The organism is Anabaena sp. CA = ATCC 33047 (genome assembly GCF_963870205.1).
Classification (GTDB): domain Bacteria; phylum Cyanobacteriota; class Cyanobacteriia; order Cyanobacteriales; family Nostocaceae; genus Trichormus.
In genome coordinates this window covers 115,987-139,941 of the sequence record NZ_CAWMSA010000020.1, presented here as the reverse complement: position 1 = coordinate 139,941, position 23,955 = coordinate 115,987, and the positions used below count along the sequence as shown (strand labels likewise).

The window sequence follows — 23,955 nt, the reverse complement described above, 5'->3', positions numbered from 1 at the left end:
CAAAATTTCTTGATTATAGTGAGGTGGATAATTTACTTACTATAAACATCTGCATCAGTTAATTTTGTATCTGGATCAATTCTTCCAATATTATCTGTTGGATACTTCCAGTATTCATTAAACAAATGATTTAAACGCCCATTTTCACTTTTGTCCCAACGTCTTCCTCTCAATCCAAAAAGCAACTGCACTGTACTTGCCAAATGAATAGCAGTTTTGTGGAGTTCTTCTTTTATAAAAGCCGCTAATGGAATCCCATAAGCTCCACAGCCAAGTAATGCAATATCGAACTCTGTTGCTTTTATCATTCCCTTCATAAAGTTTAATGCTTCAAACCACGAATAAAATTTATCTTGCTCAGGAGAATTGCGCTGAATTGCACGTATTGTTTTTAATTCAAAATCTGGCAATATATTAGGATTTTTGAATAAAAATTTGCGATTTACATATTGCTTTTTAATATCTTCAGCAAATGGATGAACCACTAAAACGCGTTTTCCTTCGAGTTTTTGCGACCACGGATTTTCGTAAAGCCAAGGTTCAATATCTAACATTCTAATATAGGTAGCTTTTGGGCAAATCTTAGATATTATTTTTTCTTCGTTAGGTAATCCTAACAAGCCCATGACATCTATTGCGGAAGAAGCACCTAAATATACTTCTGAAAATCTTTCGAGAAACTGAGATTTATGAGTTGGGAAAAAACCTGAATATTTTTCCATAGTAAATCTAACAAGTGCATTATAACGTTTTTCATACCAAGGTATTTCCTTGAGAAAATGTTGAATACACTCATATTCTGTTGTTCCCCATCTCCCTAAAAAAAATGGCTCTCCTTGAGCCAGAAGTTCAAAAATATAATTATTAAGCTTTTGTCTTTTAAGAATTTCTTTATCACCGTAAAATTCTGGCAAATCATCTAAAAATGAACATGGATTTTCTTTTAAAATTCCAATATGGTAGTTAGATCCAAGTAAATTTAACCCATATTTTAAGCCCATTTTAATTAATTTAGAAGTTTTATTGCCCATATTTAAATATTATAATTAATTATCTTATTTTTTCAAATTTAATTTGATTAACTTTTTAATACGGCTTGTACGAAAGTATAAACATGACCATGCAAATTTAACTAAAGATAAAATTGAGCATTTCTTTGGTTCCATCTGAGATGGAAACCAAGAAAATCTTTCACATAATTGTTCACTGTAGTAAGTGTAAAGATGGCGCATAGGTACATAATTTTGAGATGACCAGGGTTTATCTGCTCCTGTATAATGAATTATTTTTGGATTTTGCATTCGGTTGGTTATTTCCTCATGTTGAGGTAAACCTAACAACTTTTCTTTATATAACCGTGCTTCTACATTCCAAACTCCTGGTAGGTGACAATAATTTTCCCAGAAAATCACATTCAAAGCATCCTGATCTGCAAAATGCAACTTACTAGAATTTTCTATACAAAATTCTAAAACAACGTCACCTGATTTTTTAAGCCGCCAATCAGTAGCATCAATTAGCATCACTCCTGAATTAAAATAAATATCTTCATTAGCAAAATTAAAGTTTTTTCTAAAAATATATTGATAAGGTAATTGGACATGGGGAACAGCACCAATCGGTTTACCTTCTAGCTCAAAATCAAACAATTCACTTAGGTCAGCTAAAACAACAATATCACAATCTAAATAGATGACTTTTTCGCAGTTTTTGCATTGATTTAACCCGTAAATTCGTGAATAGTTATTGAGATTAAAATGCTTTTGAAAAGCAGGTAGAGAACTAAATAATTCTAGATTAATGGGAATTACTGAGACTGTGGCATCAAAGTGAGTGCAAATTTTTTCAATTCTTTGAATATTCTCCTGGGAAATATCTGGTGATAAAATATGAAACTCAAATTTCTCTGGGCTAGATGTGTTTTCCAATATTGAAAGTATTGTTACTGCACAGTATCGAGCATAATGGTTATCTGCTGACAGTAAAATGTAAACTTTTTCCTTCACTTGATTCGGCATTGATAAATTTTTTTTCAAATTAAATATAATTTATATTTTGCGTGCAACACAAAAATATCCTGATGGATATAATGAATCTAAAGTTTTCATTTTTTTACTTATATAATTACTTTTCTTCAATAAAAAAACAAAATAAAAAAGCATTATAGGTAAAATTTTCTCTATTAACGGTAAAAATCTAGAAAGGTTAGCAGTCATATATGACCAAGATTCGATTGCACCCCCTACCACTTCAAAGACTTCCAACTTAAGTCCCACTGAGCTTATAATTTCCTTGAGTGTGAATTCTGTGTACCGATAGTAATCATAGGGTGATTCATGAATGCGTTCAAAAAAAGGTACATTGAGTATAACTACTCCATCTTTTCTTAACAGGCGGTGAATTTCTTGCAATAAACTCTTGGGTTCAACTATATGTTCTAAGACATCTGAAAGTATTACTGTATCAAATGAATTATTTTCCAGAGGAATTGAATTGTTAATATCGCATAATAAATCGGCATAAGGGTTAGGATAAAGAGAATTGTCCCAATCTATACAGTAGTGAGAATTTGATAAGTCTTTGTATAGTCCATATAAAGGACACATTCCACATCCTAAGTCCAATAGATCACCTTTAACATAAAGAGGTAAATATTGACCATAAATTCTTGCTGTAGATTCAGCAAAAATCCAACCACTTGGATGAAAATTAGGGTTTTGTTGATTAACTCCTAGTCTATTATTTATTACAGAAAACTTTGTTTTTTCCCAATTAGATTTATTTTTCATATTATAAAAATTTTGTTTAATGGTTTTTGTTTACTAATTCAATGTATTACAAGCTTGAAGAATAGCTGACTGAAACCGTTCTATTGAGTAATCTTCTATAAAAGAAGAGTAACTATATTCATCTATTTTGAAATCTGTATCAATCAATTTTTCAATCGAAATTGCTATGTCTTCTGGTTGGCTTTCTGTAGCAACTTTCCAAGTATACTGGTTTATAGTTTTTTCCATAATGTAACCTTTACTAACAACGACTGGTTTACGGTGTGCCATTACTTTTATTAGTATATTACTACTAAAAGGATGATTATAATAATGTAAAAACACTATATCTGATAACTGAATTAATTCAGAAAACTCTTCTTCATCCCTTATGTAATAGTTAAGATCAATATAAGAATTATTGATTAGGACTTTTTTGTAAAACTCTATCTCCTGTTCTAAGGAGTTTGATTTTTCAAGTCTTAGTTCTCCTAGAACCAGGAAAAAATATTTTTTAAAATCAAGTTTAGAAGCTGATTCAAGAAATAAAGGCAGATTCTTTCTTGGCGTTATGATACCTAAAAGAGAGATTATTTTTCTACCTTTGGCAGCTTGTTTAATTTTTTGCAATAAATTTATATTAATATTTGATTCTACTTGTTGATTAATTTCAATTAATTCAGGGAGATATAAACAAGTTAATTGTTTAATATTTTTAGAAAAAAAACGTTGATAAATAGGGTGGAAAACCAAAATTGCTCGACAAGATGGCAAAGCAAAGTTTTTCTCACGATTAAAATTTATTCTACTTATTTCTAAACCACATTGTATTTTGGATTGATAAGAGGGCTGAACATACAAACCAACCCATTTCTTAGGCATAAAGAAGCGAGAAATGAATATTGGGACTGCGGGCATTATAGAATCAGCATGTGTAAAAAATACTGGTATATTTTCATCTAAATCTTTGAGCAGCCTTTTTACTCTCATTAGATTAATCAAAGAAGCAAATCGAAAATGCTGCATTCCTGGTAATTTAGGTGCAAAATAATCAATAGTAAACAAAACTCTGTAAATAATTTTATCTATAGGCTTGATATTGATATCGATTACTTGACAATTGTTGAGCTTTTCTTTATTAAGATTTTCTTTTAGTTTTCGTTTATTACCACAGCAAGCATATACAAAAAAATTATTATTACTTAATATTGACAAAATTTTCATGAAATAAAGTTCGAGATGGCCGCCACCATGATTTCCTATAAAGGCTAAATCTACTAACAGTATTTTTTGCATTTTTAATGAATTAAATTTAAAACAATTCGATACGATTTTTTATAGTTTGACTAAGAATTTACTGGTATAACTCCATATACTTTGAAGCGTGTAAGTCAAACCTACTTTTCACAAATATGGAAACCTAGTTGGCAAAGAAAGCGAAAACGATCGCTCTCTAATTCTGCAACACTTGATGATATAGCTCAATATATCGCTGCGCCTGAAGTTCTAGGGGGTATTCCTCTAGGGCGATCACTCGACAATTTTCACTCATTTTCTGCCGTAGCTGGCTATCTTCAAGTAATTGGACAATGCCATTACAGAAATCTTGAGTGTCTTCTGGTTGAGCCAAGTAGCCAGTCACTCCTGGACGCACTAAATCAGATACTCCACCAACTTTGAAGGATACCATTGGTGTTCCACAAGCCATGCTCTCTTGTAGTACCAAGGGTAAGTTATCAGCACGGGTAGGAAAAACAAATAAGTCAGCCGCAGAGTAAGCCATTGCCTTGAGGCGATCGCTGCTTACATACCCAAGTTTTAAAGTTGGTATGCCAACTAAATCAGCAATTTGTTCGCCTCCCTTACCCAAAGTGAGTAATAACGTTTCTGGCTTTAAAACTTCAGGGAAGTTTTGCAGAGCTTTTATAAGTAAATCCCCACCCTTACGGGAATCCCTCAGAATTTGTGCACCAAACATGAGAACTTTTTTGTTTGCTGGAATACCTAATATCTCTCTACATTTTTCTGTATTTAAAGGTTTATAAGCCTTTGTATCAATACCATACGGGATATAATAAATCGGAAAGCGACTGAGCATACTCTTTTTCGCCTGCTCAGTTAGCCATTTGCTAGGAGCTACTATACTGAGGTGAGACTTACTATAAACCCAGTTTTTCAGTTTCCATTCTAAACGCGTATTATCTCTGGCGATCTCTGGATATGTTTCCGGATAAGGACACTGACCACAGCCTTGTTGCCAGCGATCGCAATCATAAGTATAGGAACAATGTCCGGTAAAGCTCCACATATCATGGAGTGTATAAATAGCAGGTTTATTTTCAGTCAATTTTGGGATCGCTAAGTAGTTAAAATAACCCGTATGTAGATTATGAAAATTTATAATATCTGCTTGAGTATAAAAAGGATGATTGTAGTTATCAAATGTGCTGAGCAGATGGATATAATTTAATCCCAAGAACTTAGTCAAGCGGGATAATTGATTTTCTAAACGATATTTCCGATAGACAACAGCGACGCGATCGCTATCAAATTCAACATTGCCAACCAAAAGGTTGGAGTTAATGCCTTGTGTCAATAAACCTTGGTGTAGTCGGTAGGCTGCGATCGCTGCTCCACCAGAAATATCCGATTGGTTGATGTGTAGAACATTCATATAAAATTTAAGATATAAAGTTCAGCTTTCTTTTTACTGCTGATAATTGCCGACGAATTTTCATAATTGGCTGATCTTGTTTTCGCATATTTTCACCTCCAAAAATATAGTCGAAGGTGTGTTGGTCTGCTTCTCGATGCCTAACCATAAATTCAGGATGCTTAATTTCCCAAATATCGGTTACTGGCAATTTGGAACGTGGGCTATCACCGGTTGTATGAGCAGCATCTGGTCGATTAAAACCTAGATTTGTAATCAGATTTTGATTAGGTGCTATCACTAAACCACTTTGAGACCAACAAGCATAAATCCATTGATAATCCCACGTGTCTAATACTTGTGGGTCTTCATACATTTGGTCAAAAATATTTGTCCAATATTGTTGTTCGTAGCAATCTTCAAAAATGTTTTCAAGTAAGCCTTGCTGTTTAAACTCCGGCCAAGTTTTCATGTAGTAATCGTAATGTTGCCAAGCTCTTCGCCAAGAAGCCCAGCCCCAGCCGTGCATATATTTTGAGAAGTAATAGCTGTATTCAGTTATACCTTGATTAACAGAATTATCACCATTAATGTGCATAATTCTTTCATCATGTCTATAACGTTCCAGCATCGCCTCACAAAAGCTAAAAAATGATGGTGCTGGTAAAGTATCGTCTTCTAAGAATATGGCTTCTTCAACCTGGGAAAAAACCCAGTCGAATCCGGTAGCTTCTCGACGACCACATCCTAAGTTCACATCTGAAAAATCCGTAAAAACTTCGCAATCCCAATCTACATTATTAATAATTCCTCTAGCTTGTTGGCACTTTTCCGCTTCTTCAGAAAAGCGTGGACCGTCAGCAATTACAAATAATTTTTCAGGTTTTGCTTGGGCAATAGCTGCAAATACCTGTTCGGTCAAATCAGGACGGTTAAAAATGAGAAAACCTACGGGAGTTTTGAGAGACATGGCTATAAATATAATCAATTTACTTTGCTCAATATAAAATTGAACGTCAATAGCTTAATCATAAATATTGAATGCTGCCATAAAATTTTAAAAAATGATTGTTTTTTTAATTTATTTTTTATTTGTTTAGAACGCAACTAATTAATTACATAAAATAAATTATGTGTTATTATTACTGTAACTCATTTTTATTTTTCATAAATTCATATCTTTGCTTAATTATTAGACAATAAAAACTGTATGTAAATTAGCTGTAAATGCTTGTACTAACTCGCTGCAAAATTTGCCGTACTCTATTTTTCAGGAAAAGCTTAATGGCTTGCTGACGAATTTTAAAGGACTGGGTACACTTGAGTGCCTCGTGAATTTGATTATTGGCACCCTCGACTTCACCTGCGGAAAGCATTTTTCTAGCAGTATCAAGAGCGCAGAGCGCGGAATGCTCTCTATTTTGATCTAATAATTTGCTAACAATTGTATTGGGTAGGTAGTTAGGTAAGTATGATTGAACAATCTCAAGACCCCTACGCACATCTTGAATATTTTCGCCTGTACGCATACTATGTCCACTATTGGAAGCTGATCGTAAACGATATACTGCCAGTGGTTCAACTTCGTACCAAACTGGATACTGTGTAGATATTCTTACCCACATTTCCCAATCTTCATAATAAAATTTGAAGTGTATATCAAAGCCTCCTAGACTTTCGTATACTTCACGCCGTACTACGATTGAGGGTGTTTGGATATATTGCTTAACAATAATGCGCTCTAACCAATTACTCAACACTCCACTTTTTGGTTGCAATAATTCTGATAGAAATTGCCAATGTCCATGTTCATCCATAAAAATATGGCGACAGAAGGCAGCACCTACTTCTGGTTTTTCCTCAAATGCCTGCTGCATTTTAGTATAAAAGCCTTCGCGCACACAATCATCACCATGCAGTAGATGAATTAATTTGCCACGCGATCGCTTTAAACAAGTGTTAAAGTTTAACGTATGACCTACATTCTCCGGTTGTCGATAAAAGCCAACACGGCCTCTTCCTAGTTCGGCAACTACTGCTTCAGGATCGTCTTTCGGAGAGCAATCATCAATTACCTCTATCTGCATCACCTCAGGCCCTGGATCTTGGGCTAATACACTAGCTAGTGTTTCGCGCAGATAGTTTGCACAGTTATAAGTAGGTATCATTACAGACCATAATGGCCGGCTTGTACCATCTGCAACTGGCGAAATAGTAGCCCGATATAGATGCTGTTCATTCATGGCAATTAACTCTGTCACTAGGCTGTGAAATTTAGCAAATTTTTAAGAAACATGATTTAGATTTGTATCTTTAAAGATAAAGTCACGCATTTGCTGACCAATGGCTTCAAAGGAAAAAGCTTGTTCTGCTCGACGACGTGCCTGCTTTCCTAATTCACGCCCAAGAGTTGGGTCATCTAAAATACGACCTAGTGCCAACGCTAAAGCTGTTGGGTCTTCTCTTGGTACTATGATTCCGCCTGAAGCTTCACCTTCGTTAAAAATATCGCGTATACCGTTAACATCGGTTGCGACTACAGGTAGTTCGCAAGTTATTGCCTCAATTGGTGCAACAGGAAAACCTTCATGTCGAGATGAAAGAACATAAACATCTGCTGCTGAGATGTATTGCCAAAGCAAGGTGCGATCGTGAATATATTCATTTACCCACAAAACATTTGTTAGTTGCATTGTGGCTATACGTTGATGTAATTCTGGTGCATCACTACCTGAACCTACTAAAAGTAAACACAATTCTTGATTTGGACGCTCACTACAAATTTGTTTCCAGGCTTCCAGTAGAATATCTAGACCCTTGTGGGCAATGTCTATGCGACCATGAGAAACAGCTACACGAGCATGATTTGAAATACCTAAAATTTTTCGTGCTTGGTCTCGATCCATAGGATGCCATGTTGTTACATCCATTGGATTGAAGATTTGTGCTAACTTTTGGGATAGTAGCTGATAGCGATCACTCACACGCTGGATTTCTGTTTTTGGCCCAATAATCAACCCTGTACTTGCTCGTAGTGCAAATGGGCGTATTGGGCGTTCAAGACGACTGCGCTGATAACTACCCCCTTGGAAACTGGCAAATACAGGCAGTTGTATTAATTTTCCTAATAGGACGCACACATCGAAGCTAGGATTTTCGTAATCTTGAAAGACAATAGCATTAATACCTTGTTGCTTTAATTCGTGAGTCAGCAATCCCAGCGGTAAAACTAAATAAGAATCTAGACTTTTACACAAACTTCTACCCGATATTTTCATTGCAAGACATATGTAGCGAAAAGTACGATGAAGCCAGGGTGATGGTAACATACAAACTGTTGCACCAGTGGGTTCATGCTTAAAGTGCAATGTTTGTGAAACACGAGATGAGATGAATATCAACACTGTCTGCACACCTACAAGTTGCAGAGCCTCTATATAGTTGAACATCCAACCCCCTGTTTGCTCGGTGCGAAATATTTCTAAGGAAACTCCGACCGTATCAAAAAAGTCCTCAAACAGACCACCACAAGACATCAAAGCGATTGTTGGTTGTGACTGAGTACTTTTCAAAACTAGATCCAGATTTTTTTCATTAGCATGAGTAGTTAACATTTTTATATTTTCTAGTCTGTTTGTCATAAAAATTTTTGAGGTAATATTGTTCGGAATCTTTTTTCGGCTGTCTATTTTTTTCTGTTTGCGAGCTTAAATGGCTCATGATTTTTTTGTTTTTTTTCCGTTTTGTGAATTATTTTTTTATTTTTAAACTTTGTTCCTATTAAAGTCTAAAGTCCCAAAATGCAGCCATATGTTACTGTTATACAATCATGGTATTTTTCTATGATTATTCAGGAGCTAAAGATTCAAGTAAAAGACGAATACCAGATTGCACCGACCATTGTGGTTGAAAATTTAATAGCGAAATGAATTTTGTAATATCGGCTTGAGAATCTTGGATGTCTCCAATTCTGGGTCTTGTAAAATTAATGTCTGATTTATAGTTTGGAAACATATTTTGTAAAATATTTATTAGTTGCATGAGGGAAGTTTCTTTGCCTGTACCAACATTACATATTATGCAAGAATTGTTGGGTGTAGAAATAGTAAGGGCTTTTGTAAATGCAGATGCAACATCTTGCACATAGATAAAATCTCTGGTTTGTGTTCCATCTCCATAAATTGTAATTGGTAAACCTTGACTTATAGCTTTAGTAAATATAGAAATAACACCAGAATACGGTGAAGAAGGGTCTTGGCGAGGGCCAAATACGTTAAACAGTCTGAGAGCAATAAAAGATATGTTTAACTCTTTAGCAAATAAACTAGCATATTGCTCACTTACTAATTTTTGTAAACCATAAGGGGAAATGGGAATTGTCTGTTGGTCTTCTGAAATCGGTAAATTAACTTTGTTTCCATACACAGCTGCTGAACTAGCAAAGACAAGTTTCGGAATTTTTAAAGCTTGACATAAAAGAAGCACAGCTATAATTGCTGAAAGATTATTATGATGAGTTTCTAAAGGTTTGTGCCAAGATAAATTAACAGATGGGGTTGCTGCTAAATGAGCTATGCCGTCAATTGGTTGCGTAAAATCTTCTGCTCTACATTCCAATATATCTTTGCATACAAATTTCAAACGAGAATGTTTAGGTAAGTTTTTTAAGCTACCTGTGCTTAAATTATCTACTACAGTTACACTGTGACCTTCTATTAAAAGTTGTTCCGTTAAATGAGAACCAATAAAACCTGCTCCTCCAGTTATAATAAAATTCATTATGGTTATTTCTCCAATTATTTATTTTATTAATATCTTTGGTATCTATATTTGAGTAAGATAGGAAGCTATTTCTTTTATGAAAAACTGAGTAACACTTGAATAGTCTGCTTTCTATTTGCCTATTATCTATGCTAGAGAAACAGAGTTGGCTTATTTAAATATGAAACCACTTTGATAGTCGCTTGATAAACTCTTCTCCATTCCAGTTGCCAACAGCGAAGCGAGGTAACTGGAAATAGTCACTTTGTTGCCAAATAATATCTTCATTTGTAGAGCAAGCACAGTTGAATCCGACTGATTTAGTTAGCTCAACTGTTTCTGCTGTGCGATCGCCAAACGGATAAGAGAAACTGGTGACTGGACGATGCAAAATTTTCTCTAAATCAGTTTTGCTTTGCAGGATTTCATCACGTTGCAGTTTTGTTGACTGTGATGAAAGAAATGGATGGCTAACTGTATGTGCGCCAATTTCTACAAGTTCCCCATCAGCTAATGCAGATAATTCTTCAAGTAACAGAGGACGATAAGTTTGACGTGCTGTGGATTTGCTGGTACTCCAGGTATGGGTATCTGCTAAAGCTTGCAGTCGCTCACTAGCAGACAAAGGTCGCAATACTTGCCAAATTGTGTAATAAAAATCCATTCGCGAACCTGGTGCGGCTTCCCAGGCTTTACAAGTGCGATCACGCTGATAATCCTCTAAAGTATAATCTGCTGCTGTACCTAAATCCCACTGATGAACACTACCGTTAATAGTCAAGGAAAGCTTTTCTGGTAATTTACCCGGTTTTAACAGTAGTCGTTCTAACTCATCCCACCAAAACTCGCGTTCTTGTCCTATATAACCAGTGCTGACAAAGACTGTTGCTGGAGTGTTATATTCTTCTAACAGGGGTTTTGCATTATGGAAATTATCTGCATAACCATCGTCAAATGTGATAACTACTGCCCGGTTTGGAATATTGCCATCCCGATAAGTTCGCACAAACTGCTTCAGGCTCAGAGGATGAGCATATTTTTGCAAAACTTCTAGCTGTTCAGCGAAGTTCTGGGGAGTTACACATAGTCCCCAAGGGTCTAAATCTACTTCGGCAACACGGTGGTACATCAAAATCAATGCCTTTGATGCAATTCGTTTCTGAGCCTGCTGAATTACTCGCTGTAATCGACCGAATCCACGTATTACCATAACGTTTATTCTGGTTTTACTGCTCTGACCGTGATTAAAACTTGATAGCTTGGGTCGTGATAATCCAACTCTTGTTTTTCCAGTTCCTCAGTTGCTAATCCCTGGAGAAAGGAAGTTGCTGCTAGTACATTGCCATAGGTATTGATCAGCACATTTTCTTGGGGAAAGAATTCCTCAAACAACTTCTGCACAGATATAGCAGTGAAACTCCAACACCAGTAATCTTTCCACTCGTCAACACTAATCTGGGTAATTCCCGGAATGGTAATTAAAGCCACGCCGCCTGGTTTTAATATGCGGTAGATAGTTTTGAGTGCAGCCTGGATATCATAAATTAGATGCAGAGTTTGTGTTAACACAAGACAGTCAAATGCCTCTGAAGGAATATTCTCAGCATTAGCTAAGTCACCAACAATAGTTGCATCTGGGTTGCCTTCTTTAACGTGCAGCACATCGCTTTTGGTAATGCGATCGCCTCCAAATCTAGTCGTGTAAAAATTATCACCTATTTCTAGGACTCTTCCGCAAATATCTTCAGCCTGCTGAGAAAGAAAATTTTCAATATAGTAACGGTCAATTGGTAGGCCTCTGTCAGAACCAAAGTATTGACTGATAGGTTTTACCCGACGCAAATCACCAAATTTTACCTCTCCTACTAAAGGAGAATATTTTACTTCTAGGAGATGAGACTTGAGCTTCATCTGAATAGACACAGGTAATGTCTGTCGCGCAATTGATTTTATAAATCCTTTCATACGTGTTTTTAGATAAAGATGGCGTTGTGATAAATAATACATATGAGGATGGCGGTAAGGAAATAGGGCTGTGTTGAGTGCTTGCCAGACTTTTTTTTCTTTGACATCTTGTTGAGATAAATATTTCTCTACCCAATTTAAGAACGGCAAATTTTGACTATTGTAAACTCCTTGAGCTTTCGCTACGTAACAACAGCTTTGGGGATGTTGGCGATATCTGTCCCAACATCCACTTTCTACAAATACAGGGAATTGAAGACAGACTTTGTAAAAGAACACTTGATCCTCAAACATCCCTCGAAAGGACTCCTCGAATCCACCAACATCTTTGGCTACATCACGTCTGATGAGAATGCTACAAGTACCTGGAGTTTCTGCGGAACCGTCTAAAAACAGGGTTAGTAATGTTGGGGGTTCTACCAAAGTATCAGGTATTACACCCAAAACTCTTTGGCGCTCGTGTTTCGCATCCTCTGTATTACCTGTCCAACTGAACCAGATCATGGTTGAGCCATAAACCATCGCAGCTTCCGGTTGTGCTTCTAGGATTGCTACCTGCTTTTCCAGTTTTTGGGGTAGCCATATATCATCAGCATCTAGTAAAGCAATATACTCACCTTTAGAGTGGCGAATACCTAAATTGCGTGTCGCACTCATACCCAGATTTTGATGACCTTCATGCTCCAGATAACGCACTTTGTCAGGGTATTGTTGAGCATATTGCAAAGCAATCCCAGTGCTCTCGTCGGTTGAGCCGTCGTCGGCTAACAAAAGTTCCCAGTTATCGTAGGTTTGACTAAAAACGCTTTCTATGGCTTCGATAAAGAATTTTTCTCCAGCATTCAAAAAGATGATGATGCAGGAAACTAAGGGTTTCTTATTTATCTGTTCACTCATGAAACCACCTCAATAGTTGCTGGGCAAATTCTTCTCCATTCCAGTTATTGGCTGCCAACCAAGGACTTCTCAAATTTGAGCCATAGACCGTTTTAACAATAGATACTGCTGCTGTTGGTAACATTCAAATCAAGGATTTTGTACTGTGATAAAACTGTGTTTATTAATATGCGATTCACGCTTGTTTTTCCAGTTTATCATTTCCTAATAATTTTAAATAAAACCTATATCTCTGTTCACAAATGACTGATTGTGAATAGTAGTTTTTTATGATAGCTTGAGCATTTTTGCAAATCATAAATGTACGTTCTAAATCTTCTAACAAGTATTCAATAGCCCAGCAAAATGATTTTTTATCTTCAGCAATAATTACACTTTCTAAATGCTTTGAATTTATCCCATCGAGTGCTAGCTTCGTAGCTATAACAGGGATACCTTGAGCCATAGATAATAGTATTTTACTTCTTAAACCTCCACCTATTCTCAAGGGAGCTATACTTATACTATTTTTCGTTACTTCGTATAAATCATCCACAAATCCTGTGAACTCAACGCCACTTGGATGTCCCTTATATTTGTCTACTGTTTGTTGATGCCACTCTCCTACAACATAAAGTTTTAAACCAAATTTCCTGAAAATTTCTAATGCTACTTCCTCAATAAACCATTCAATAGCATCTTTATTAGGGAAATGTTCTTCCCATCCGACAAATACTAATTTTGTTGGTTTACAAAAATTATTCCTATCAATTGGAATGAAGTATTGATCTAGAATAGGAAACGGAGAGATAAACAAATCGATATTGCTAGAAGAATTTAAAGCCCATTTTAAAATTTCATATTCGCTTTCAGTGAATGTAATTATTCCATCGAATTTTTTCAAAAAAGAAATCTCTATACATTTATAATAATTATGAATATAACTACTATAAAACGAGTTTATTTGTTTGGCTTTAATATGGGTTTCAATTCTATTAAATCTACATTCATGCTCGATAAATACTTTTTTTACTGTGCCTGGTAGAGCAGTAACTAAGTCTATATTTTCATCAAATTCTAACTGAACAACATCAATCTTATCTTGAATAATTATTTCATTAATTTTATCAATATATTGTTTTTTATGAGGCAAATATGGATTGTACAAGTACATACTTGCAAATTCGTCTTCTATAGATGGTATTTCTTTTTGATTGATCACATTTTTTTGGGTAATATTTTTTTTTCTTAAAAGTATCTTAAATATATTTATCAAATGACGAGCTGTATTAATTACATTTGAACCAAAATTTTTACTATTTAAAGTATCACTTGTACTTAAGTTATCACTTTGTTCAAATATATATATTTTTACTTTTGGTAAAAGAGTTTGAAGTTCGTTAATTTCTTTTTTATTTGGTTTATATTCTTGGGGTATGATTAAACTAATATTACACTTATGACTTAAATTTTCAAGAACACCAAATTGTGCAATGCTTGATCCACCAGTGAAAGGATAAATTTGATAATATGAAACAATAAGTATGTTCATTGTATTCCTAATTGCTAATTGTCCTAAACCCAACTTTCAAAAAAATGAACAAATTTTTTAACTTGATACTGGGGATCAAACTCTTGCCGTTGACTATTTTGAAAAGCCAGTTTCGATAATTCTGTATATAAGTTATCGTCAGTACGTAATAGTCTGATAGCATCCACATAGGCTTGAGGCTTATCAATAGGTTCAATTAAAATTCCTCCCTTGCCCAGAGTGTAGGCAATACCACATCTATTAGCAGCAACTACAGGAATGCTGTTGATTTGAGCTTCAACGATAACTCGACCAAAAGCTTCCTCAAACTGAGAAGGAACCAGCAGGATATCCGTAAGTGCATAAACATGACGCATATCCTGCTGGTGTTCCCAAATCTCCACATTAGGGAGTGTGTCAACTTGTTCTAAAAGAGAGTTTTGCAATTCACTGTAACCTGGCCATTTGCCTTTGACAAACAGAAACTTTTCTTCAGGTAATTGACGAGCTACTTCTATTGCTACATTTACTCCCTTCTCAGGAATAGGATTGATGAATGTAATATATTCGCGTTGGCGATGACTAACCTGATAACGCTCTACCTCTATAAAAGGCAAAATAACTTTGGGTACATGTGTACTAAGTTGGGTAACAATTGACGCGGTAAATGGTGAATTCGCCAGTACTTTAACACCATCAGGAATTAAAGTATTATCACCAGATTCAAAGCCTGCCATATCTCTCGCAAAGTAGATAGTCAAATAAGCTTGACTTGCAGCGTAATTGAGTAATGGACAAGTAGGAGTGGTATGACCAAGAACAACATCAGGTTGATATTCCCTTAGCCGTTTGTCCAGAAATTCTAGCCATGAGTGTTCATTAATAAATCTACTAGGAGTAATCACACGCCAGCATGGATAACCAAGCTCTTCGTCCCTCGAAAGGGGAAAAAGTATCCGAAGATGCAGCAAGGAATACCAGCACGACTTCCAGTAATATGCTGATCGCCACTTAGGGACATAGGGCAAATCACGGGTACAGATTACTTCAATTTGCCAACCCATCTCAAGTAGACTTTTGAATAAGTAAAGAGCTGATTGCTCACTACCACCGGATATATCAGGATAGAAAGGGTACTGAGAAACAAATAGAAGTTTAACCATTATTAATAATAATTAATAAAAATCAAAATTATAATACTTACATCTTGCACCAGTTGCTTTATTGCGATTACAGGGCGGTGGGCAATGCCAAAAATTCGCTCAAACCCTGATTTTTACGTTGTGGGCATTGCCCACCCTACGGTTATTGAGAATGGTGCAAGATATCAGAATAGGTATTTTGAATGGTACATCCTATTTTTCGTATTAATGCGCTTTTAATTTATATTTATTTTGAGATATTAACTGCTTATTCTTCGCCAAGCTCGTGGTTGATAAAATAAACATTGACTCATATTAATAGACTCATCAACTTTGAATCCAAAAGCTTCAACCGCATCTAAATAATCATGCCCAGGTTGACCTATTAGAACCTTCATAATGTAAAAACCAGGTTTTAGTCCAAAATATGGCATTTGAAGCTGTATTTCTTGCCGTTCAGCTATAAGGTTAAATGTTACTTTATCACTAAAACTACTCAAGCGAAGCGTAGTTCCTCCTTCTCCAACCTTCTCTTGAATTAAAATAATTATGCCTACATCTTTAAGAGAGCAATGAGCTTTATAACCTATACAAAAATTAGTAGGTTGACCACATATAGGTGATTCAATGATTTTTCCTTGATAATCTTGAAAACATAGATAAGTAATATCCAAGCCTAAACTTTCATTTTGAGGTTTTTCTGGTAGGAATAATGGCCCTGTAGAGTATTCTGCCTGTTCCCTCGAAAATAAATCTGCTTCATACCTGCTCATAATCGCATGAGGTTCTCCAGAGGCAATAACATTCCCACCGGAAAGGTAAACTGCCGAACTACATGCTGTTAAAATCACATTTGTATCATGAGAAACTAGTATTAAAGCTGTGCCATTTCTGCGTAACTTACCCAGACGATGAAAGCATTTAACTCTAAACTTCATATCTCCTACAGCCAGCACTTCATCAACCAGCAAAATATCAGGGTTCGTATGAATCGCACTAGCAAAACCCAACCGTGCTGCCATCCCAGAACTGTAGCTCTGCACAGGTGCATCAATCGCATCACCAATTTCTGCAAAATCTACAACTTCATCAAATCGCTCATCAATTTCCTTTTTAGATAAACCCAAAATAGACATATTCGCATAAATATTTTCCCGACCTGTCAAAATGGGGTTAAATCCAGCTCCCAAGGCAATTAGTGGAGCTATTCTGCCTTTACCTTCTACGTATCCACTATCTGGTCTTATTAATCCTGAAATTATACGTAATAAAGTTGTTTTACCACTACCATTTTTCCCAACTAAACCTACAGCCTCTCCTCGCCGTAACTCGAAGCTGACATCCTTCAAAGCCCAAAATTCATTAGGTCGCAGTTTCTCACTTTCTTTCCTAATTCCTAATAACTCAGTAGTAATATCCTGAACACCATATAACAAAGAGCGTTTGAAGCTTCGACAAAACTTTTTGGAAACTCCCTTGACTGACAGTATAACTTCGCTATCCTGGGGCTTTTCTAAAGTTTCTTGCTGGGTAATATTAATCGTCATTAGGCACTCATCCTTTCAACAATAAACGGCATTGCCAACCGATAAATTAGCCATGCCACCAGCAAACCAACGATAGCTATGACACTGACAACCCAAAATCCTTGGGGGTTAGATAGTACACCTGTTGTTGCTAATTCTCGCACCGTCACCAGTAAGGGAGTGACAGGATTTAAATTTACAAGTATTGCAAATTTTCCTGTTTGGGGAACTGCATATATTACCGGAGTTATCAGTAGCCAAAACCCCAGAAAAACCGTAATAAGTTTGGGAATATCTTGATACAAAGTGCCTATCGGTGCTAATAGCAAGCCAATAGCTGTTCCTAGTATCACCAAATGAATTAAAGCCACTGGTGCTAAAATTGCGCTCCAAGTAACTGGTATCTGAAACCAGATAAACAGAGCTACTATGAGAATTAACTTAATTCCAAAATTGAAAAATACTTTACCCAATCCTGCAAGAATAAGGGCTTCACGAGGAAAATTGATTTTCGCTAGCATCCCTTTCGCAGCATTTACTTCCTGCAATGGGCTATTCAGTGCCTCTGTAAAAGTCTGCCATAGGGCTGTACTAAACATTACGTATGCTGGATATGGTAAGTCTGTATTGCCTAAATTTACTATATTGGCATTTCTAGCAAAGGTTAAACCTGCGGCGGTAATGATGGGTGGAATAAAAGCCCAGAAAATACCCAAAAAAGATTGACGATATTGAGCACTGATATCCCGCACGATGAGTTGCCAAGCCAGCCCTCGTGAGTTCAATAAATCTCTCCACATTTGCTTAAATAGCTGAAGTGGATGCCGCAATCTACTCTCAGGTGCATAAAAGAATTTGGGCAATTCTTGTCTTGCTATCTGAAAATGCTGTAATTTTATATTTTTAAATTTACCCATTATCAAATTCTATGAATAAGCTCACCTAATAGGATTTAGTAGGATAACCATAAAAATCTAAAAAATTTCACAATAATGCCAATTCCGTCTAGAACAAATTACCAGTTCGTGCTTGAAGGTAATGTCTCGATAATTCATAGATGAGATGCCTAACCCACAAACTTGAAATCTTTGATACAGTTTTAGCCTAAGCAATGAAAAGCATTTAATGTATGACAGTTAACTTGTCTAGCATTTCGCCGCGTAAATTCACCCACAGAAGGATTACCATGAGGATCAATCACCCCTGCTACCTGCTGCCATAATTCCCTCGGTGCTAGGGAAATTTCATATGTGCGATCGCTAGATTGCCGAACATAGTACCATTTCGTTTCCTGACACTCTTCACACCAAAAAGCTTCTAACCATTCTCCCTCTACGGGAACTGCTGTTTGGTTTGTGATTAACAGCGATGCAGCCCGCCGACTTAAACCCCTTTGTTGTAACTGACCTGGTTGGTCAGCAAACATTCTATATTTTTGACTGACGCTATCAAGAAAACAGCCGTGAATTGGGCAGTAGATAGCTCTACGTTTTGAACGTTTCCGATTTCGGTCACACCTTCTCTGCAATTCGACCTCCTAATATATATCCAACAATTGAACTAGGAAGGTTACGTTTGGAGGGACTGAGATCAACAAGACCATCGAAGCCCAACTCCTAAGAACTAGCAGTCTATATTTAGAGCAAGTATTGTTTATGCCTTGCTAAATTGTTACTTGATTTTCTTACCAACCCTATGACAGCCAATACTGAGAGAAATCTAGCGGCAAGATTAAAATTGATTTTTTATCTCGAATATTCGCTAAATAACGAATCGAGATTCGGATTTTTTGCCTGGATTTATTCTTATTTAATTATACCATAAAGGCGTAAATTCTATACACAAATTTGTTGGAAGTATATAGAAAAATTATCTGAGGCTGGGAATTGCATCAACTTACTTTTTATTAATTGGAGAAGTAGTTGTACTCTCATCATTAAACAAAGCCTGACGCAAAACATCCAGGTACTGCTGCGATATGACTTTAGGTGTAAAGTGCGATCGCAGATACTGCCGACCTGCTTGACCCATGCGCTCCCCTAGTTGTTGGTCACGCTTCAGCAAGCGGATAAATTGAGCTAGTCCATGACCATCACCATTATCAAATGTTGCACCACAGTCGGCTGTAGCAATTAGTTGTCTGAGGTATGAGTGGGGTGAACAAATCACTGCTAACGGTCTTCCGGCTGCTAAGGCTGAGTACAGCTTGCTAGGTACAACCAAACTTTCACTGGATGGGTCAACACTTACCAAAGATAAATCGCAAGCTGTGAGAGAATAGGGCAGAACTTGTTTGTCTTGATAAGGCAAGAACGTAAAATTATTTAGTCCTAATTGATTCACTTGTGCAATTAATTCTTCCCGTTTGGCTCCCCCACCAATACACACAAATTGTACTGGCTCGTCTTGCAGTTCTATAGCAGCCTTGAATAAGGTATCGATGTCATGACATCGACCCATATTGCCAGAGTACAGCACAGTGAATTTATTCACCAAATCGTACTTCCATGCAAACCAGTTTTCCTGCTTGGCAATCGGTACGATTAATTCAGGGTTAGCCCAGCTATGTATGACAGCAACTTTATGAGCTACTTGTGGACAGTGCGCCAAAACGCACTGTTTCATCCCAGGGCTAAGAACTACAATCCCTTGAGCTTTGAGCCAAACTCGCTGATTAATTGCTTGCCAAAGCTGTGCTACCCAATGATGCTTAGATACTACACCCAGCGCGATCGCAATATCTGGGTAGAGATCATATATGATGCAGACATAGGGCAATTTAAATAGCAGGTTGGCGAAGTAACCCAGAACTGGCAAGAATGGTGGGGCTGTAGTTACTAATAATATATTGTTACGCCGCCAGGCTCGCAGCAAATATAGTAAAGCACGTAAGGTATATAACACCCCATTCACCGCTTTACCACGAATTCTCCCAGGCCAAAGTTGAGCAGTACGCGATCGCTGGATTTTGATTCTATCAAAACGTTCACGAGATGGAGCTGTACTAGAGCTAAACGCATATCCAGGCTGACTGGTAAAAACTTCGATATTTACCCCTTGCTGCTCTAATTGTTTTACCAGATCCTCAATCAATTGTCCCGTAGCAGCATAGTCTGGAGGAAAAAACTGTGTTACTACAGATAAGTTAATTGATTGCTGAACTGTCAGAGGATTTTTATGTTCAGCTTCTGACGGGATAGAAATGGATGGAGATACCTTTTGATTAATCCATTCGTTGAGCTTCATCGATGTATCCTAGAGCTAATAAACTTTGTTGACGATACCACCGAACTACTCAAGCCACTAAGGAATCCACAGGGTTCAAGTTCCATTTGCAGTTAATTGACCATTTTTATCTTTAAATCGGTTGACTAGGATAATTTTTAGTTTATCTAGTCTTCACCAATTTTTATTTTCGGAACACAAAAACCAAAGGTAACACACACAAAAGAAATTAAAATCTAAGTATCTAGTCGATGGAACAACATAGATATTTAAATTAGGGAACATTTATACGAGGATATCCACTACCAACTTCGATAATAATTCTTTGGTATCCAAATACTTAACTATCAGGATATTAACGATGCTTCATATATCTCACCACTAAGATACATAGTTGAGTGTTTTACAGTTGCATTCGATTCTGGTTGGATATTGACCATATCTTCCTAGAATTATTTGGTACTGTTAACTAAATTTAACAGTATAGCCATTGTTGCTTACACACTTTTTTAACAATTTCAGCATACCATGTTTCAAACTAGCAGAGTATTCTTCATTTAATTTTCAATGAAATTTAACGTAAAAGACATAATCCAAAACTTTACCTATTAAGAAAGAATATTTTTACTATATAATTTTATTTATATAAATAAAAAAAATTGCCCTTTGCCCCTAAGATAAAACCTGCAAAAGTGCTTGCTAATTAAGCAATAGACCCCAAAAGTTTATATTCTTAAACCCGGAAAATGCTTTGATAACAATTTAATAATGAGTCAAGTTTGTCAATACGTCTACAGGCATAAATTGAGGCAATATCAGCATGATAATCACAAAAAGTTAGAGCTAGAGGTCAGCTGCCTCTACCCACTCCTTGATGATTTATTTAAAGATGGTTGCTCGTAGACTGGAGCATTTTCAGTAGCTCATCAACAAGATAGGGCGTTAGCCTAAAAGCAGCATAAAATTTAGTAAATATTTACTGTTTTAAAGGTTTTTGACTAATATATTTATCTGAAAGTATTTTTTGCTCTAAACTATATCATACTTACAATCTGCCACATCAAATCAATAAGTGCGGCTTATGAAGTTTGGGGAAAAATTCCAGTATTCAATAAAAAAAATATATGGATAAAAAAATTAACAAATCGCTATTATTTATACCAGCAGAACCGACAAATACCACTAGATTCATTCAGCAATAGACTAATTCATAATTTCATCATCAATATATATATATGGAAAATCAAGCATATAAGCCTGCAAATCCTGAAGATAGTAGAAACTATATAACTCCAATTTTTCAACATCAGAATGTTCCTGAAAATGAGGAAAAAGGTGAGGAATGGAACTATCAAGAATTTCTGGGTTTGTTACAGCGCAGAGTAGTTGTTGTTGTAGGGGTAGCGACAACTGTAATGACAGGCGTAGTTATTCACTTGATATTAAATCCCAAACCACCAGAATATGAAAGCAGTTTTCACATGCTTGTTGAACCTGTGACTGATGACACCAAAGTAGTTGATATTGTCAAAGAGACTAACCCATCTAATAAATCTACTTTAGATTATGACAGTCAAATTCTAGTTCTCAAGAGTCCTGAACTAATTGCCAACAGCATTAAGCAATTACAAGCTGCTTATCCATACATTAACTATAACTATCTGATCAAATCTCTCCAGATTGTTCGTTTAGGTGAAACCAAGATTCTACAAGTCAGTTATCGTAGTAAAGATCCACTGGAATCGAAAGTAGTATTAGAGCAAATTGCTCAAGAATATTTAGAATACAGCCAGGAAAAACGGCAAACTAGGCTCCGTCAAGGAATCCAATTTCTGGAAAAAGAACTACCATCTCTACAAAATCGAGTAGCTCAAATTCAAACACAACTGCAAATTTTTCAACAAAGATATAATTTTAATACTCCAGAATCCCTGGCACAGCAAATTGCTGAACAAACGGCTAATTTAACTCAACAAAAGCAAGAATTTGAATTACAGCTAGCCCAAGCTCGTGCGAATTATGCTTTCTTACAAAGTGAAGAGGGTAAGAAGGCAGTGCTGGATAGTTATCCTGTGTATCAGGTTTTAAATAGTGAATTGCGCCAAGTCGATATTCAAATTGCTACTGCATTATCTCTTTTACAGGAAGAAAATCCAAATATTATCACATTGAAGGAGAAAAAGAACAGCCTGCTACCATTAATACAGCAAGAATCGGAGCGGTATATACGAACTAAGCGAGCAGAAGCCGCGTCTATAGTTCAGGGTTTGGAGGTTAACAAACAGGCACTGGAAAGAGACGAACAAATCTTGGAACAAAAACGCCAGCAATTACCCATTATCACACGAAGATATACGGAACTACAACGCCAATTACAAATTGCGACTGACAGTCTGAATCGTTTTTTATCTACCCGCGAAAATTTGCAGATTCAAGTTTCTCAAACAGAAATAGGTTGGCAGTTGATTCAGGAACCCTACCAGCCAGCATATCCTGTGACTTCTTCAAATATCATCCGCGATATCATTCAAGGGTTAGCTGCGAGTATCTTTTTGGCTATTGGTGCGGCGTTACTCATGGAAAAACTTGATCGTACCTACCACAACACCCGAAGCCTCAAGGAAAGGATCAAAATTCCACTATTAGGAAACATTCCCTTCGATCACCAATTACAAAGTGGTCAATCTCAAACTATTAAACCACAAAAACCCATAATTAAATTCTCAAACACATTTTCTGAAACTATTACCGGGGTAACTACTGTATTAGAGCAAGAGTATAGTAACTATTCCACACAATTTGTAGAAGCTTTACGGGTACTTTATACCAATATTCAATTGTTAAATTCAGATCGGCACATACGGTCTATTACTATTAGTTCAGCTATGCCAGGTGATGGGAAATCTACAATTGCTTTTTATTTAGCTCAAATCGCTACAGCTATGGGGCAACGAGTATTACTTGTAGATGCTGATCTGCGCCAACCACAGATTCACACATTATCCAATTTAAATAATCTCTGGGGATTGAGTAGTCTCATTACTTCCAATTTGCCAGTTGAAGAAGTAGTGAAACAACTACCTTCTATGAACGCATTATCTGTAATTACTGCTGGGCCTGTTCCACCTGATTCCACAAAGTTGCTCTCATCTGAAAAAATGAAGCGTTTGATGGTAGATTTACATCACACCTTTGATTTAGTTATTTATGATGCTCCTCCCTTAGTTGGGCTAGCAGATGCTAGTTTGATAGCTCCCCAAACAGACGGACTTGTAATGGTAGCAAGGATACATCAAACAGATCGTTCCATGTTTGAGAGAGCGTTAGCTGACCTGAGAATGGCTCCTATTAATGTTTTAGGTATAGTTGCTAATGGAGAAAAAAGTAATTTCAACAATTATTCTTAAAAAATGAATCAAGTTTGCTCACCTACTTTATGTAAAAATGAGAGGGTTTAATTATCTACTTAGGGGTTCTAGGAATTCTTATCACTAATTAAAATTTATAT

18 protein-coding genes are annotated in these 23,955 nt (G+C 36.3%); 1 reads left to right on the top strand and 17 read right to left on the bottom strand.

Annotated elements, in window-relative coordinates; all coding sequences use genetic code 11:
• Positions 1 to 32 precede the first annotated feature (32 nt).
• The 17 genes from AACS98_RS05700 to AACS98_RS05620 form a co-directional block, all read right to left on the bottom strand.
• Positions 33 to 1,031, bottom strand: coding sequence for a hypothetical protein (locus tag AACS98_RS05700; protein ID WP_066377206.1), 999 nt, complete (start codon positions 1,029 to 1,031; stop codon positions 33 to 35).
• Between the two features lie 24 nt (positions 1,032 to 1,055).
• The gene (locus AACS98_RS05695) at positions 1,056 to 2,036 is read right to left on the bottom strand and encodes a glycosyltransferase family 8 protein (protein WP_066425190.1); all 981 of its coding nucleotides are present in this window, start codon (positions 2,034 to 2,036) and stop codon (positions 1,056 to 1,058) included.
• Positions 2,037 to 2,048: 12 nt separating this feature from the next.
• Positions 2,049 to 2,789 (bottom strand): methyltransferase domain-containing protein, encoded by a 741-nt coding sequence (locus tag AACS98_RS05690; protein WP_066377203.1) that lies wholly within the window; start codon positions 2,787 to 2,789, stop codon positions 2,049 to 2,051.
• Between the two features lie 33 nt (positions 2,790 to 2,822).
• Positions 2,823 to 4,064: a glycosyltransferase gene (locus tag AACS98_RS05685; RefSeq protein ID WP_066377201.1), complete on the bottom strand. Its 1,242-nt coding sequence runs from the start codon at positions 4,062 to 4,064 to the stop codon at positions 2,823 to 2,825.
• A 157-nt stretch (positions 4,065 to 4,221) separates the two neighbouring features.
• Entirely contained in the window at positions 4,222 to 5,442 is a 1,221-nt protein-coding gene (locus AACS98_RS05680; protein WP_066377200.1) for a glycosyltransferase family 4 protein, read from the bottom strand.
• 7 nt (positions 5,443 to 5,449) lie between these two features.
• Positions 5,450 to 6,391, bottom strand: a complete 942-nt coding sequence (locus AACS98_RS05675) for a hemolytic protein HlpA-like protein (RefSeq protein ID WP_066377198.1) — start codon at positions 6,389 to 6,391, stop codon at positions 5,450 to 5,452.
• 247 nt (positions 6,392 to 6,638) lie between these two features.
• A complete protein-coding gene (locus AACS98_RS05670; RefSeq protein WP_066377197.1) occupies positions 6,639 to 7,664 on the bottom strand; it encodes a glycosyltransferase family 2 protein in 1,026 nt (341 codons plus the stop codon).
• Between the two features lie 42 nt (positions 7,665 to 7,706).
• Positions 7,707 to 8,993 carry a glycosyltransferase family 4 protein gene (locus tag AACS98_RS05665; RefSeq protein WP_231867001.1) on the bottom strand — a complete coding sequence of 429 codons (1,287 nt, stop codon included), beginning with the start codon at positions 8,991 to 8,993 and terminating at the stop codon, positions 7,707 to 7,709.
• A 274-nt stretch (positions 8,994 to 9,267) separates the two neighbouring features.
• On the bottom strand, positions 9,268 to 10,200 hold the full coding sequence (locus AACS98_RS05660; RefSeq protein WP_066377192.1) for an NAD-dependent epimerase/dehydratase family protein: 933 nt from the start codon (positions 10,198 to 10,200) through the stop codon (positions 9,268 to 9,270).
• 157 nt (positions 10,201 to 10,357) lie between these two features.
• A complete protein-coding gene (locus tag AACS98_RS05655; RefSeq protein WP_066377190.1) occupies positions 10,358 to 11,392 on the bottom strand; it encodes a polysaccharide deacetylase family protein in 1,035 nt (344 codons plus the stop codon).
• Between the two features lie 5 nt (positions 11,393 to 11,397).
• A complete protein-coding gene (locus AACS98_RS05650; RefSeq protein ID WP_082803732.1) occupies positions 11,398 to 13,044 on the bottom strand; it encodes a glycosyltransferase in 1,647 nt (548 codons plus the stop codon).
• A gap of 175 nt (positions 13,045 to 13,219) precedes the next feature.
• The gene (locus AACS98_RS05645) at positions 13,220 to 14,575 is read right to left on the bottom strand and encodes a glycosyltransferase (protein ID WP_066377188.1); all 1,356 of its coding nucleotides are present in this window, start codon (positions 14,573 to 14,575) and stop codon (positions 13,220 to 13,222) included.
• Between the two features lie 23 nt (positions 14,576 to 14,598).
• Entirely contained in the window at positions 14,599 to 15,717 is a 1,119-nt protein-coding gene (locus AACS98_RS05640) for a glycosyltransferase (protein ID WP_082803733.1), read from the bottom strand.
• A gap of 239 nt (positions 15,718 to 15,956) precedes the next feature.
• Positions 15,957 to 17,243, bottom strand: coding sequence for an ABC transporter ATP-binding protein (locus tag AACS98_RS05635; RefSeq protein ID WP_066377185.1), 1,287 nt, complete (start codon positions 17,241 to 17,243; stop codon positions 15,957 to 15,959).
• Positions 17,243 to 18,139, bottom strand: a complete 897-nt coding sequence (locus AACS98_RS05630; RefSeq protein ID WP_066377183.1) for an ABC transporter permease — start codon at positions 18,137 to 18,139, stop codon at positions 17,243 to 17,245. The genes AACS98_RS05635 and AACS98_RS05630 overlap by 1 nt, the downstream gene beginning before the upstream one ends.
• A 182-nt stretch (positions 18,140 to 18,321) precedes the next feature.
• The gene (locus tag AACS98_RS05625) at positions 18,322 to 18,750 is read right to left on the bottom strand and encodes a hypothetical protein (RefSeq protein WP_082803734.1); all 429 of its coding nucleotides are present in this window, start codon (positions 18,748 to 18,750) and stop codon (positions 18,322 to 18,324) included.
• A gap of 368 nt (positions 18,751 to 19,118) precedes the next feature.
• Entirely contained in the window at positions 19,119 to 20,468 is a 1,350-nt protein-coding gene (locus AACS98_RS05620; protein ID WP_066377177.1) for a glycosyltransferase family 4 protein, read from the bottom strand.
• Positions 20,469 to 21,682: 1,214 nt separating this feature from the next.
• Here AACS98_RS05620 and AACS98_RS05615 point away from each other — a divergent pair.
• Positions 21,683 to 23,854: a GumC family protein gene (locus AACS98_RS05615; RefSeq protein ID WP_066377175.1), complete on the top strand. Its 2,172-nt coding sequence runs from the start codon at positions 21,683 to 21,685 to the stop codon at positions 23,852 to 23,854.
• The last annotated feature ends 101 nt before the right edge of the window (positions 23,855 to 23,955 follow it).